The sequence below is a fragment of the Nocardia sp. bgisy134 genome, from assembly GCF_057708325.1.
The window spans coordinates 159932-172520 of record NZ_JBYIRW010000013.1 but is presented as its reverse complement, the minus strand read 5'-3'; the positions used below and the strand labels follow the sequence as shown (position 1 = coordinate 172520).

At 67.8% G+C, this 12589-nt stretch carries 13 protein-coding genes; 6 read left to right on the top strand and 7 right to left on the bottom strand.

Annotated features, from left to right (window positions below):
* Positions 1-344 precede the first annotated feature (344 nt).
* Positions 345-821, bottom strand: a complete 477-nt coding sequence (locus AC3ERS_RS23185) for a MarR family winged helix-turn-helix transcriptional regulator (protein ID WP_431970154.1) — start codon at positions 819-821, stop codon at positions 345-347.
* Positions 822-909: 88 nt separating this feature from the next.
* Between AC3ERS_RS23185 and AC3ERS_RS23180 the strand changes: the two genes are divergently transcribed.
* Positions 910-1233 (top strand): rhodanese-like domain-containing protein, encoded by a 324-nt coding sequence (locus AC3ERS_RS23180; protein ID WP_431970153.1) that lies wholly within the window; start codon positions 910-912, stop codon positions 1231-1233.
* Between the two features lie 190 nt (positions 1234-1423).
* On the opposite strand, the gene AC3ERS_RS23175 is transcribed toward AC3ERS_RS23180, so the two are convergent.
* Positions 1424-1819: a hypothetical protein gene (locus AC3ERS_RS23175; protein WP_431970152.1), complete on the bottom strand. Its 396-nt coding sequence runs from the start codon at positions 1817-1819 to the stop codon at positions 1424-1426.
* Between the two features lie 102 nt (positions 1820-1921).
* On the opposite strand from AC3ERS_RS23175, the gene AC3ERS_RS23170 reads away from it, so the two are divergent.
* The 3 genes from AC3ERS_RS23170 (at position 1922) to AC3ERS_RS23160 (ending at position 3620) form a co-directional block, all read left to right on the top strand.
* Complete coding sequence (locus AC3ERS_RS23170; RefSeq protein ID WP_431970151.1) at positions 1922-2377, top strand: MarR family winged helix-turn-helix transcriptional regulator; 456 nt, start codon at positions 1922-1924, stop codon at positions 2375-2377.
* Between the two features lie 167 nt (positions 2378-2544).
* On the top strand, positions 2545-3171 hold the full coding sequence (locus AC3ERS_RS23165) for a serine hydrolase (protein ID WP_431970150.1): 627 nt from the start codon (positions 2545-2547) through the stop codon (positions 3169-3171).
* Complete coding sequence (locus AC3ERS_RS23160; protein WP_431970149.1) at positions 3168-3620, top strand: ArsR/SmtB family transcription factor; 453 nt, start codon at positions 3168-3170, stop codon at positions 3618-3620. The genes AC3ERS_RS23165 and AC3ERS_RS23160 overlap by 4 nt, the downstream gene beginning before the upstream one ends.
* A 36-nt stretch (positions 3621-3656) precedes the next feature.
* Here the strand turns inward: AC3ERS_RS23160 and AC3ERS_RS23155 are convergent, their stop codons facing one another.
* From AC3ERS_RS23155 to AC3ERS_RS23140, 4 genes are all read right to left on the bottom strand, one after another.
* Positions 3657-4463, bottom strand: coding sequence for a hypothetical protein (locus AC3ERS_RS23155; RefSeq protein WP_431970148.1), 807 nt, complete (start codon positions 4461-4463; stop codon positions 3657-3659).
* Entirely contained in the window at positions 4460-4876 is a 417-nt protein-coding gene (locus AC3ERS_RS23150; RefSeq protein ID WP_431970147.1) for a hypothetical protein, read from the bottom strand. The genes AC3ERS_RS23155 and AC3ERS_RS23150 overlap by 4 nt, the downstream gene beginning before the upstream one ends.
* 31 nt (positions 4877-4907) lie before the next feature.
* On the bottom strand, positions 4908-9236 hold the full coding sequence (locus tag AC3ERS_RS23145) for a CHAT domain-containing protein (RefSeq protein ID WP_431970146.1): 4329 nt from the start codon (positions 9234-9236) through the stop codon (positions 4908-4910).
* 214 nt (positions 9237-9450) lie between these two features.
* Entirely contained in the window at positions 9451-9840 is a 390-nt protein-coding gene (locus AC3ERS_RS23140) for a winged helix-turn-helix transcriptional regulator (protein ID WP_431970145.1), read from the bottom strand.
* Between the two features lie 88 nt (positions 9841-9928).
* Between AC3ERS_RS23140 and AC3ERS_RS23135 the strand changes: the two genes are divergently transcribed.
* Positions 9929-10747, top strand: coding sequence for an NAD(P)H-binding protein (locus tag AC3ERS_RS23135; protein ID WP_431970144.1), 819 nt, complete (start codon positions 9929-9931; stop codon positions 10745-10747).
* A complete protein-coding gene (locus AC3ERS_RS23130) occupies positions 10714-11142 on the top strand; it encodes a pyridoxamine 5'-phosphate oxidase family protein (protein ID WP_431970143.1) in 429 nt (142 codons plus the stop codon). The genes AC3ERS_RS23135 and AC3ERS_RS23130 overlap by 34 nt, the downstream gene beginning before the upstream one ends.
* 32 nt (positions 11143-11174) lie before the next feature.
* Here AC3ERS_RS23130 and AC3ERS_RS23125 read toward each other — a convergent pair whose 3' ends face one another.
* Positions 11175-12419 carry a peroxiredoxin gene (locus AC3ERS_RS23125; RefSeq protein WP_431970142.1) on the bottom strand — a complete coding sequence of 415 codons (1245 nt, stop codon included), beginning with the start codon at positions 12417-12419 and terminating at the stop codon, positions 11175-11177.
* Positions 12420-12589: the final 170 nt, after the last annotated feature.

The following is a 12589-nucleotide window of genomic DNA, read 5'->3' as shown; positions in this document are numbered from 1 at the left end:
GTAGCATCGGGGCATGGACGGTTTCTTGCTGTTCGTGATATCCGTCGGTCCCGTCGTGCTGATCACGGGTGGATTCGCGTGGGCTACGACTCGCGCGCGTCGGCGGGGGATCGGTGGTGTTTCGGTCATCGGTCCGTTCCAGGACATGTGGGATCCGGGCGCGGCGCGAACTCAGGTCGAGATCGAGATCCAGGCCGAGCAAACAGCGCCGGCTCCCTCTCCAGGTGACCCGCCGGACTCGGGTGATCGATCGGACGACGGTGTTCTCCCATCCGCCTCGCACGACTCCGGCAGTCGTACGGACCTCAGGTCCGATATTCACTCGGGTACTCCATTTTCGGCGACTACGACCGATGACCTCTGATGGTGGGATGGGGAAGGTCGTTCTGGCCCAAGACTTTCCGGAGTGCCGATGAGATGGCGTCGAGTTCTGTGGTGTCGAGGCCGGTGAAGCGGCGTTCGATGGCGGCGAGGTAGTGCGGAGCGGCTGCCCGGAGGCGTTGTCGGCCGGTGTCGGTGATGCTGACGAAGGCGGAGCGGCCGTCGTCCGGATTGGATTCGCGGAGCACCAGGCCGTGTGACTCCAGTTCGGTGACCAGCCTGCTCACCCGGGTTCGGCTGAGCACCACCTGTTCGCCCAGGTCGCTCATGCGCAATGGCTGCGGACCATTTAGCTCCAGCAGCACGTCGTACCAGCTCAGGGGCAGTCCGGTGGTGCGACGTAGTTCCGCGTCCAGCTCGGGGACGAGTTTGGCGTGCACCTGAAGCAACGCGGCCCAGGCGCTGACGGCCGGGTGTGATCGGTTCGCATGGTTCGGCACGGTACGCATCCTAGTCGATTGCGTGCGCGCGCACGCATGTAGTAGCGTGCGCACGCACGCAAATTTGTGCTCGAGAAAGGTCCTCCTGATGACTGCCCTGATCACCCGTGACGAACTCGCAAGAGAGCTCGAGACCGGTTCGCTGACCGTGATCGATGCGCTCCCGGCCGAGTATTACGCCAGGGCGCACCTGCCCGGCGCGCTCAACCTTGTCGAAGCCGATGTGGAAGCGAAAGCGTCGCAACTGCTTCCGAACAAGGATGCGGCGATCGTCACCTACTGCTCGAACCCGGCGTGCCCCAACAGCGGGCAGGTCGCCGCCAAGCTGACGGCCCTCGGCTACACCAATGTGCGCAAATACCCTGAGGGCATTCAGGATTGGACCGAGGCGGGCTTCCCCGTCGAACACTGACGGCCGATCGTGTGGGTGTGGCAAGTGCTCTGTGCAGTTGCCACACCCGGTCCGGCCTCTCCCTCTGTCGGTCGAGGAGTTGCCGCCCGCCGCCAGTCCACGCTCTCGCCTGAGGTTGTCGGGGTTGGGGCGAGCGGGCAGCTCATCTTCGGATCCACGGCACGCCCCGGGGCAAGCGCGTAATCGCGATTCAGACGGATGCGGCTGCTCTGCGGAGGGCGTCGAGACTGGTCTCCGGTGAGGTGTTGAAGCAGAACCGGATTCCCGGCGCCGCGTCGACGATGACATTGACAATGCGCTCGAACAACAGGGTGTGCTCGGGGAAGGCCCGCACCGCCCCGCCCACCATGACGAGGTCGAACTGCTGGTCCGCCAGCAGTGTGCGGATTTCGGTTTCAGCCTCCTCGGGCGACGCGCGGACCATGCACGGCATCACATCGAATTCGGTGTTCTGGAGAGCGGCATTGGCGACGTCGACCCTGGCCGTGAGCTGCGCCTCGTCCAGATCAGGAAAACGACTGTAGTCCATGGCTTGTGGATGCAATCCGATGGTCAGTGCTCGGAGGCGTGCGGTTGCTTCGGTCATCGACTCTCCTCCACGAAGGGGTGCGACCGCCCGTCCGCGTGGGACGATTGGTCTCGTTCACCGTTATTGCTTTGAAAGCAAAGATATTTGGGAGAGAGAGGTATGTCAACGGAGCACGGTCTATCCCTGGACGACAGCGTTCGAGCCATGGTGTTGCTGATGCCGCGGCTGGTCGGCCGCGCGAAACGCCTACCGGTTCCCGAAGCTCTGCAATCGTTCGATTTGGCACCGCGCCATCTGTCGTTGTTGACGTATGTGCTGTTCGACGGGCCGCTCACAGTGAACGAGCTGGCGAGTCGACTGGAGGTGGCGCCCACCACCGTGAGCCTGATGATCAGCGACCTCAGCCGCCAAGGCGTACTGGACCGCCGGACCGACGAGAACGACCGGCGACGCACCCTTGTCACCATCGCCGACTCGCATCGAACGGCGGTAGCGGCCTGGCTCGGTGGCGCGGACCGCGGATGGCGCGCCGCGCTGGGCCCGCTGACGGCCGAGCAGCGCGCCCTGGTCATCACAACACTTCGCGCCTACGAGGAAGCCGTCTCTTCCAGCTGAAGTTCCACAAGTCCACCGATGCATCCGTAGTCAACGCCACCATCAGCAGCACCGAACGGCCGGAAGTCCCCGCCCGGCCTCGGCTGACCGGATGATCCGCGGCCGCACTCGACATCGCCCGGGGCCGGAGTTGAGGTCGTCAGCAACCCCTCGCCTCGGCGGTGAAGGTGGTCCCGCTGGCGGCCTATGCCCGCGCGGTCGCCACGGGAGCCCTCGACCCGCAGGAGCGGATCGCCGTCACCGACTGGGAACGCTGGTACCTGCCGGGCACCGACGGCGGCGCGCACGACACGGCGCGCACCCGGCTCCCGGGCGATACGGTCACCCTGGACCAGATGGTCAGCGCCATGATCCGCGAAAGCGACAACGCCGCACCGGATTACCCGCGCGATCGCCTGGGCGACCAGGCGCTGATCGAGGCCGCGGCGGCCGGCAGTTGGACCGGCTACTCGCCGTCCACGAAGCTCGGCGATGCGATCCGCCTGCTCGATCCGGCCGTCACCGATCCGTGGGCCGCTGCGCGGCGTCATGCCGCCGACCCCGGCTATCGCACCGAGATCCAGTCGAAGACATTGCCAGCCCTTGGATACTCAGCTGGCGTGGGCCGACAGCACGCCGACGGGTTCGGCGCGCCAGCTCACCGCCCTGCACCGCGCGATCGCCACGGGCAGTTTCGGCGCGGGCGCGGATATCGCTCGCGCCCAGCTGGAATGGCAGGCTCCGCCGGAGGGGTTCGAGGCGATGGGGTCTTGACCGAACCGGACACCCTGCACCGGTTGAGGTGCGCGGTATGACCGATGTCGAGGGTAAACTCGCCGAACTCGAGGTGCGGATCGAGGCCCTGGAGGGGCGCCCGGTCATCGAGGACGCCGCCCGCGGCTTCATCGAATACCGCGGGACCGTCGATTTCGGCAGTGAGATCAGCTGGACGATCCGCTACGCCGCGTCCTCGGTCCTGAACCTGCCAGCCGCCGCCCGGGTGGAAGCGCTTGCTGCACTCGGACATCCGGTGCGGCAAGCACTGATCCAGGCGCTGCTGGACGGTCCCCGCACCGGCGCTGAACTGGCCGAGGCCGTCGGCTTGACCTCGACCGGTCAGCTCTACCATCACGTCCGCGCGCTCACCGCCGCGAAGATCATCGAGCAGCATAGCCGCGGCGCCTACCGCATCCCTCCAGCGAAGGTGGTTCCGCTGCTGGTGCTGATGACCGCGGCGGCCGATCTCGCCGAGCAGTTGCACTAGCCGGGCAACGTTTCCAGCCACAAACCAGTTCGGTGATCAGGCCCGCTTGTTCAGTATGTCGTTGATCTGATTGCCGAGATCGACGGTAATGCGGCCGCTGGGCAGTTCGACGCCGAGGGCTTCGGCCAGGTCGGCCTGGTGGATGTCGAGGGTGGACTCCATCAGCGTCGCGAGTACCCGCGAACTGTCGCGGGCCCGCCAAGCCCCGGTGAGTACCGCAGCCGAGGCGAGAAGAGCTGCGGGCCACCACCATACGGCCCACGGCAGCAGGAGAACGCCCCAGGCGACGAGGAGGGCGTCGGTGAAATAGCCGCGCTGCGCCGCGACGACGAGTTCGCGACGCTCAGCGCCGATCAACAGCCACAGACGCGGCCAGGCATGCACCAGGGACAGCCCGTACTCGGCGTCGACGCGTTCACCCAGCAGGCGGAAGTGCTCACCGACCGCGGTCGCCCGGGTCGGCAGGTATCGCGCGGGTGGCGGCTCGTGACGGTCCTGCCACCGCTCTCGCGCCGCAGCCTGACGCCGATCGCGGCGCACGGGCCGCGCCACGCGAATCCACCAGCGGTGCACCAGGTTTTCCGCGACCAGTGCGGCCAGGAACCCCGCCAGGGTCGCGGCGGCCAGCAGCAGGATGGCCCAGACGGTCAGCGCCGCGAGATCGCGACCGCCTCGGGTGAGCGACTGTACCCGGCTGCTGACGAATCCCGGATCGAGCGCGTGCCGGTGGGCGGCCAGTGCCGCCCAGACCGCGAGCGCGGTGTACAGCAATCCCGGCAGGGCGATGGCAGTGAACCAGGTTTCGCTCAATCGTTTACCGAGGCCGATCAGGATGTCGGTCACGAGCGGCCACCACGCAACCCGGGCAGGCGCCGGACCATGTCGGTGTCGCCGATTGCGCAGCGCGGCCGGTGACCGGTGCGGGGATCCGCGGTCGCCCGCCGGTCACAGGCTCTGGTCGGGCACCCGTATCCGCCGCGGACCGGTACGGCGGGCACACCGAACCGGTCCAGATCGCTGGGATCGATCCCGTGCCGATCGCCGGGCGCCGGTCGCGGGGTCACGGCCTCGGCCGGATCGACCGGCAGGCCGCGATCGCGAATCGCCTCGGCCACGGCGGTTCCGGCGGCGATGTCGGCCACGGCGGCGTCGAGTGCACCGCGCCAACCGGCTTGCTCGGCGATCTCGGTGAAGGCCGGGAGGTTCTCACACCACCAAGCGCGTGCGGTGCGGCCCGAGACAGGTGGTGGTGCCAATCCTGTTGTGCTCCCTTCGAATTCGTTGCGGCTAGGGGCCGATGTGCAAGAACGCCGCCCAGTGGCGCATGGCGTGCGGTTCGGCGTCGCGCAACTCCATCGCTGCGCCGTGCAGTGCGGTCGCTGCGGCGTCGGCGCTCGGTCGACCGGAACCGAGCAGTGCGGGGTACACACATTGGGACATGCGGTGCGCCGCGACGTCCCCGATCGCCCACATGGCGCCGATCACGTGCCGCCAGCCCCGGCTCTGCAACGCGGCCGCGAGCGTGATCGACTCGTCCAGATTCCGCGCGTCGCCGACATGGGTTTCGCAGGCGGACAAGAACGCGAACTCCCCACTGCCACGGCTGGTTCCGGTGAGATCGTCGATGCCGACCACGCCCGCCTCCTGCCAGTCGTACGGATACAACCCCGCGTCCGCCGGATCGAACAGGTCCTGCGTCCCGTGACAGGCCACGTGTAACCAGGTGTGGTCCGCGAGCCCGGAGAGCAGGGCCGCCCGGGTGGCCGCTGCGCCGATCAGCGCCGTATGCGGTTGTGCGCCCAATAGTTTCACCAGATCCTCGGCCTCCTCGGCCGCGGCCGGGATCGGATCGAGTCCGGGGGTCTCCGGGACCGCGAATATCAGCATGGCGCCCGGATACTCGGCGCGCCGGGTGCCGGGGTGGGCGTCTGTGGTGGCGCGGCGGCCATCCGAGGTGTCGAGGTGGGCGTCGACGGTGGCGGGCTCGGATTCGGTGTGGGTGCGGCGGGCGTGCGCGAGGTGCGTGAGCGAGGTGGCCCACGACGAGATCGTGCGGTCCAGCACCGTGCGGCCCGCTCCTTCGGCGTGGAATCCGGCGGCGTGCAAGGGCATGACGGTGAGGACACCGGTCGGACACCACCAGATGCGTGGGGGCGGTGCACCCGCGGCCGGGCGATCGGTGAAACCCAGTGCGCACAGCACTGGTTCGGCAATAGCGGTCCACATCCAGGCGGCAGTTCTGGCCAGGCCCGCGTCGAACACCTGAGTGTCGGTGGTGGTGCGCCGACTGGCGGCGTACCGCTTGACTGTGTTCACGTGCAGCTCGGCCTGCCGGACCGCGGTGTCGGCATCGAGTCCCGGCAGCGGGACCGCGACCACGCGATCCCGGCTCACCGCGACCGCGTCGCAGCGCAGTTCACTGCAATTGATCAGCACGATCCATTCGCCGGGGGTCTGCGGGCGCAACGCCGAGAATGGTTGGGGGAGCAGAAATTCCGCCGGACGCGGGAATCCGGCGGTGGCGTCGAGGCCACGGATCCGGTCGAGCAGCCGCTCGAACCGCCGCGCGGAATCAGCCCGCTCGTACCGCGTCGTTTCCTGCTCGCCGGGCTCGCCGGTGCCATCGAGGGCGGCCGCGCAGACCTCGAATTCGTCGGCGAGTTCCGGTGCGGCGCTACGCAATCCCTCGATGTCGGCACGAACCTCCCGTCGCTGGGTCCACAGTATGCCCCGCCCTGCTTCGGTCAGTTCGATCGCGCGCTCGAATCGCCCCGCCGCGATTGCCGCCGCGGTCGCGTTCTGGGTCAACTCGCCCGCCTCGGCTTGCAGCAGCAGCCGTCGGTCCGCGTGGGCCAAGCCGCGCCAGGCCAGCGCGGGCAGCAGCGCCACGCCTCGGCCGAGGATGTCGGCTCCGCGCGCGGGATCACCCGACTGCGTGGTGGCCGTGCCCCATCCGAGCGCGATGCGCAGCAGCGGCACCAGCGGTGCGCCCGGCGTCTCCCAGGCTTGCCGCCAGGTGTCGGCGGCCCGCACCCAGTCGGCGCCGTCCCCGGTATCGGCGAATCTGCGGTGCAGGTAGACGGCGAGGTTGCACAGCATGGGGGCGCGGTTCGGCTCGCCGGGATCCCTTTCGTCGGCCGCCTGTCGCGCGGAGTCGATCGCGGCATCCAGGTCGGTGGTGTCGCGCCGAGCCAGGTATCGCTGATAGAGCGCGCCCGCGTAGTTGTACAGATTCCGCGCGTCCAAGTCGGTGTCATCGAGGCCGGTCTCGAATCGGTCGGCCACGGAATCGGCCAGCAGCGCGACACTTTCGTCCAGATCGGATTCGGTGCCCCGGCCGCTCGCGACTCGGGCCAGCAGGACGGCGGCCAGACTGGGCCCGACGATCTTGCGCCGGTTGAGGTCGTCGAGCTCCCCATCGGCGGCTGCCCGCAGCAGCGTGACGGCCTCGTCGAGCAGTGCGGGATCGCGGGTGAGACTGTGGCGTAATCGCAAGACCGCGCCGAGCTGCCAGTGACTCTCGGCGAGTTCGTCCGGGTCGGGTCCGCTCCGAATGAGATGGCGCAGCGCTGTTTCCGCGGTGTCGAGGTCCGCGGGATCGAGGAACAGGGTGGCGCGTTCCCTGGTGAGACCGGCCAGTTGCAGCAGCCATGCGTGATTGTCATTGGGTTCGGAGACGATGACCTCGACCGCGCGCCGGGTGGCGGCGATCGCCTGGTCGAAATGGCCCGCCAGCCGGGTGGCGAGCGCGATCCGGCTCCAATGCACCGCGAGACCGAGTCGGATGCGGCCGTGATCGGGCGAGCGCCGGGCGAGCGGGGCCAGTGTCGCGTCGAACAGCCCGGCCGAATCGGTGAGGGCGTTGGCCGCCGCGGTGTAGTCGCCCATCTCCACTAGGAGGCCGATCTCGTTGAGCGACACAGTGATCGCCTGCCGGTCGTCGCCGGACGCCGACGCCAGCCGGACACTCTCCGCGAGATAATCGGCGCGGCGCGCGGCATCACCGGGCGCGGAACGCAGCAGCAGGGCCGAGGCGAGATTGGACAGAAATCCCGCCCGCCGACCGCCGGGCTCGGTCGCGTACCGGACGGCTTGCTCGGCGGCGGCCACGGCGGCGTCGGGATCGTTCTCGCCATCGGTGCGCCGGTAGCGGAGCTGATGCAGCAGGCTCAGCAGGTCGAACGCGTCGCCGCGCCGGTCGTCTCCGGCTGGAAGCAGTTCGAGGGCACGCTCGGTGTAGCCGATCGCCCTGGACACGGCAGCCATGTCGTGCAGCGCGTCGGCGCGGATGTACAGGCTGCCCGCTACAGCGCACAGCCGCTCGGGATCGTCGGCGAAGTCGGGCGCGGCGATAGTGCGACCGGCATCGGTGAGCGTCGCCGCCTCCGTGCTCGCCCCCTCGTCGTTCGTGCCTTCCGGTTGGGCGCTGGAGATGAGTGCCCGGTTGGTGGTGAGATGCTCGTATTCGGCATGCGCGGAATCGATCGAATCGATCGCCCGGTTGAGCGCGTCCACGGCGTGATCGAGATCGCCCGGATCACCGTAGGTGCGATAGCGCCGCAGCCGAATGGCAGCGAGGGTGTTGTGCACGATGTGGAAGAACCACACGTCCTCCGGCGTCAGCGCCGCCCCCTCCCTGGCGACGCGCACGGCCTCGTCGAGCAGCTGCGGATACCCGGCGTAGTCGTATGCCTGAATCAGAACATTCGCAAAGTTGGCCAGTCGGCCGCCGTAGTCCGGATCCTCCGGCCGTGCGGTCAGGAATTCGGCGCGCAATTGCGAAATCGAGTCCTCCACATCGAAATTCGCCGCGGCCTCCGCCGCGCGTGCGAACTCCTCGGCGTGTGAATCCCACTCCTCGGTCAATTCGGCGAGGAACTCGCGCGTGGGCGTCGCCTCACCCTCGGAGAGCTGCTCGAGGCTTTCCTGTAGCAGCTCGATCGCCTCGCGCAAGGACTCCGGATCGGCGGTTCGCTGGTAGTCGCGCCAGAGGGCTCGCGTGAGATTACCGATCGCGAGCCAGCGGATCCTGTCGTCGTCGGCGGCGGCGTCTGCGGCTCGCCGCGCGGTGTCGATCGCCTCCGCGAGGATGCCGGCTTCGGGCATCTCCTCGTCCAACAGCCCGAGCAGCCCCGACAGATTCACCAGCCGCGGCGCGTATCGGAAGCTGGTCTCGGGTGTCGCATCGATCGCCGCGCGGAGCAGTTCGATGGCGCGGACCAGCACGCCGGCGTCCTGGTGAGCCTCGTACTCGTCGATCAGTCGCTCCGCGCGGTCGGCATCGGCCCGGGCCTGCGGCGGGTCGTCCTCCTCGATGACCTCGCGCAGCGGGGCCGGGACGGCGTCCGGATCGGCCGCGTACACGGTCTGGAACCAGCTCATCACGGTGATGAGCTCCGCTTCGGTGAAGCTGGTCAGCTGCGCCTCGAACGGCAACCAGCGCAACCACCCGAGCGTGTACGCCACCTCCACGTCGTGGAGCGGATCGCTCTGCGCCACAAGCTCTTCGGCCTGGCGGAGCACTTTCTTGCCGAGCAGTGCGGAAAGATCGTCGGCGGCCAGCGCCTCGTCGAGCCGCTCGGACAGCGTGGCCAGCAATTCGTCCCGGGTCGCCATCCCCGCCCCCTCGCCCTGATTCGCTGTGGCGCTCGCTTCAGGGTACGGCGCTACCGCGGCATCGGCCGGGAAATCGGATCGGTTGAGACGATGCGACAGCCGACGAATCGGCCACGAGCCAGCAGGTCCCGCGCTGCGGTAAATCCTTAGCGCCGGATTCCGCGCGAACGTTCATTCCGGCGCCGAAACATCATGTCACTACCACTGTCTCGGATCAGGTTCGACGGTGAGGGGCCCGGTCGCGGGCGTCGTAGTCCTGTCGGGCCCGATCGACCTTGTCCAGGTTGACCGACCATTCGGCGAGTGTTGCGAAAAGTGGTGCCAGGCTGCGCCCCAGTGCGCTGATCTCGTACTCCACCCGGGGTGGGACCTCGGGGTGATAAGTGCGCACGACAAGCCCGTCACGTTCCAGTTGCCGGAGCCGCTGCGTCAGGACCTTGGGCGTGATCGTTGTGATGCGGCGTTCCAGCTCGCTGAACCGTTGCCGCCCGAACTCGTTGAGTGTCCACAGGATCGGCGTGGTCCAGCGGCTGAAGACTAGATCGACCACCGGAGCGATTGGGCAAGCCAGCTCCGGAGGGACCTGCGATGTGGCCTCGGTCACCTGAAAACCACTTTCCCCTAGGTACCTACTAGCTCTCGGATAGTAGCGTCGCCGAATGCGTTGAACAAACGCGGAACAGGAGACAGAGATGATTGTGGTGACGGGAGCGACCGGAAATGTGGGGCAGCCGCTCGTTCAGGCGCTCGTCCGGGCTGACGAGCCGGTGATCGCCGTGTCCCGGAGGGAGATCGGGGTACCGGCGGGAGTCCGGCATCACCAGGCCGACTTGGCCGAGCCGCAGAGCCTCGCGCCAGCCCTCCAGGGAGCAGCGGTGTTATTTCTGCTGACCTCCCCAGACTTCATGGCGAACGGCAATATCAATGCCGTCCTCGACGTCGTGCGCGCGGCCGATGTCCCGCGCGTGGTTCTGTTGTCGTCCCATGGCGTTGGCACGGGACGTCATCCGTCGGTGCTGGAAGACTCTGTTCAGCAGTCAGGTCTGGAATGGACGATGCTGAGGCCGGGCAACTTCGACTCCAACGCGCTGCAATGGGCCGATATGGTCCGTACACAGCGGGTGGTCGCGGCACCGTTCGGTGATGTCGCAGTCCCGGCCATCGACCCGGCCGACATCGCCGAGGTAGCCGCCATCGCGCTACGCGAGCAAGGACACCAGGGCACCATCTATACGCTGACCGGGCCGGAACCGATCTCACCCCGGCAGCAGGCCGCGGCGATCGGTGCCGCACTGGGCGAGTCGGTGCGGTTCGTCGAGCAGAGCCGTGCGGAAGCGCGGACCCAGATGCTGAGGTACATGCCCGAGCCGATCGTGGAGGCCACCCTCGACGCGCTCGGCACACCCTCCGCCGCCGAGCAGGCCGTCAGCCCCGATATCGAACGACTCCTCGGACGCCCACCCCGCACCTTCGCCGAATGGGTGGCACGCACCATTACAGCGTTCAAGTGACCCGCCACAAGCCGCTGTCGGCCTCGGCCGAGACTTTCCTGGCCGAACCGCTGTCTGCCACCCTGACGACTATTCGGCCGGACGGCTCGCTGCACGCTGCGCCGGTTCGCTTCACCTGGGACGGTGAGGCGGGGCTGGCCCGGGTCATGACGGTCGGCTCCTCACGCAAGGCCCGCAACCTGGCGGCGAACCCGGGCAGCCGCGTCGCCCTGTGCCAGGTGGACGGTTTTCGCTGGATCACGCTCGAAGGCACGGCGACCGTGTCCAACGATTCACGCGAGGTGTCCGACGGCGTGTCCCGGTACACCAGGCGCTATCAGTCGCCGCCACCCAACCCGCCCGAGCGGGTCGTCATCACGATCGCGGTGGACAGCGTCATGACCCTCAACACCTGACCTAGGAACCTGAACGATCGGCCCGGCGGGTGTTATCGCAGGTTCTTTCGCAGCCAGGTCAAAACCTGGCTGGCGTGGTCGTTCGGCGGGTGGATTGGGTAGAAGACATTCTCGATCGCTCCATCGTTGACGATGAGGGTCAGCCGTTTGTAGAGGGTCAGACCGCTGGCCGTGAACGTTGGCAAGGTGAGCGCCTGGCCCAGGCTCCGGGTAGGGTCTGAAAGCATCTTGAAGGGGAGATGGAGTCGCTCAACCACTTCCGCCTGGTAGGCGGTGTCCTGGCTGGAGAACCCGAACACGTTGTCGGCGCCAGCTCCGCGCAGTTCCTGGTAGTGGTCGCGGAAGCTGCATGCTTCGGGTGTGCAACCGCGTGCTCCCGGTATCGAGTCCCAGCCGTCAGGCAGGTCGGTCCCCGGTCGACCGGTCAACGGATAGATGTAGATGACTGTCCTGCCGGAACCGAGATCGTCGAGACGAATGTCGTCGCCGCTGGTTGCCTGGAGCGTGAGGGACGGAATTCTCGTGCCGGGCAGGTGAGCTGCTGCTCCGTCATCGGCGGGGGCTGGCAATTCGGCAGACAGGCTGGTGAATTCGGGCATGGTTACCTCTTTCTCATGGACCTGTGCGGCAGTGCCGGTGCGGTGAGCGGCTTGGTCCAGTTGAGCGATCAGCGTCGTCCGGCGGGTCGTGAGCCCTTCGATTCGTCTGGTGAGATCGTCGATCGCAGACCGGTAGCCGGCTAGCGAGGCCGTGTCTGGGTGCTGGATTCGGTGCTGGTGGACCCAGCGGCGTAGTGGGTCGTTGTCGGTGTGCATGCCCGCAGCCCAGCCGCGGAGCCCGAGACGGTGGGCGAACGGTCGCTGTTCGTGGAGCTGCTCCGCGAGCCCGATCCGGCGACGCCAGGCCGGATCCATCAGGATTTCGGCGAGGATCACCGATTCGGGCAGAACGAGCAGCCAGGTCGGCAGCAGTTGCTGGGCTTGGTTGACGGCCTTGACCGCGGCGTCACGGTCGTTCCATCGTTGGCTGAGCCGCCACTGCATGAGCGGATCGGGGTTGAACCGCCGGGCGGTCATGATGTCTCGGGCTGCGTTGACGTGGCCGGAAGTCCAGTCGCGGTCCTCGTCGCTGCGAAACAGCTTGTCGCGCTGATGAATTGCCTTCGCGATCTCGGGTGCGGAGCTGAGGTCCACCGGCAGCGGTGCGGAGAACTCCCCGAGCCAGAGTTGATGCCGACGACAGGAGCTGTCGGCCGCCGACGAGCAGACCCTGATCACGGGTGGTCTCGCCGCGGACCGGCCGGACCCGGAACGGCAGCAGTGCGGCGGTCTTTCGCCAGAGCGCGAGAATGGCCATGACTACTGCCGGGTGCCCGCCCGGCGCATCACTGCGGCGACCGCGTGCGCGAGGGCTTAGGGGAGTCGTGGCGGCCGACGGGCAGTCCCAG

What these genes read in the sequence shown, in the direction of transcription:
- AC3ERS_RS23135 (WP_431970144.1), top strand. Translation starts at nt 9,929, where the DNA reads ATGATTGTGGTGACGGGAGCGACCGGAAATGTGGGGCAGCCGCTCGTT.
- AC3ERS_RS23145 (WP_431970146.1), bottom strand. Translation starts at nt 9,236, where the DNA reads ATGGCGACCCGGGACGAATTGCTGGCCACGCTGTCCGAGCGGCTCGAC.
- AC3ERS_RS23180 (WP_431970153.1), top strand. Translation starts at nt 910, where the DNA reads ATGACTGCCCTGATCACCCGTGACGAACTCGCAAGAGAGCTCGAGACC.
- AC3ERS_RS23130 (WP_431970143.1), top strand. Translation starts at nt 10,714, where the DNA reads ATGGGTGGCACGCACCATTACAGCGTTCAAGTGACCCGCCACAAGCCG.
- AC3ERS_RS23170 (WP_431970151.1), top strand. Translation starts at nt 1,922, where the DNA reads ATGTCAACGGAGCACGGTCTATCCCTGGACGACAGCGTTCGAGCCATG.
- AC3ERS_RS23160 (WP_431970149.1), top strand. Translation starts at nt 3,168, where the DNA reads ATGACCGATGTCGAGGGTAAACTCGCCGAACTCGAGGTGCGGATCGAG.
- AC3ERS_RS23175 (WP_431970152.1), bottom strand. Translation starts at nt 1,819, where the DNA reads ATGACCGAAGCAACCGCACGCCTCCGAGCACTGACCATCGGATTGCAT.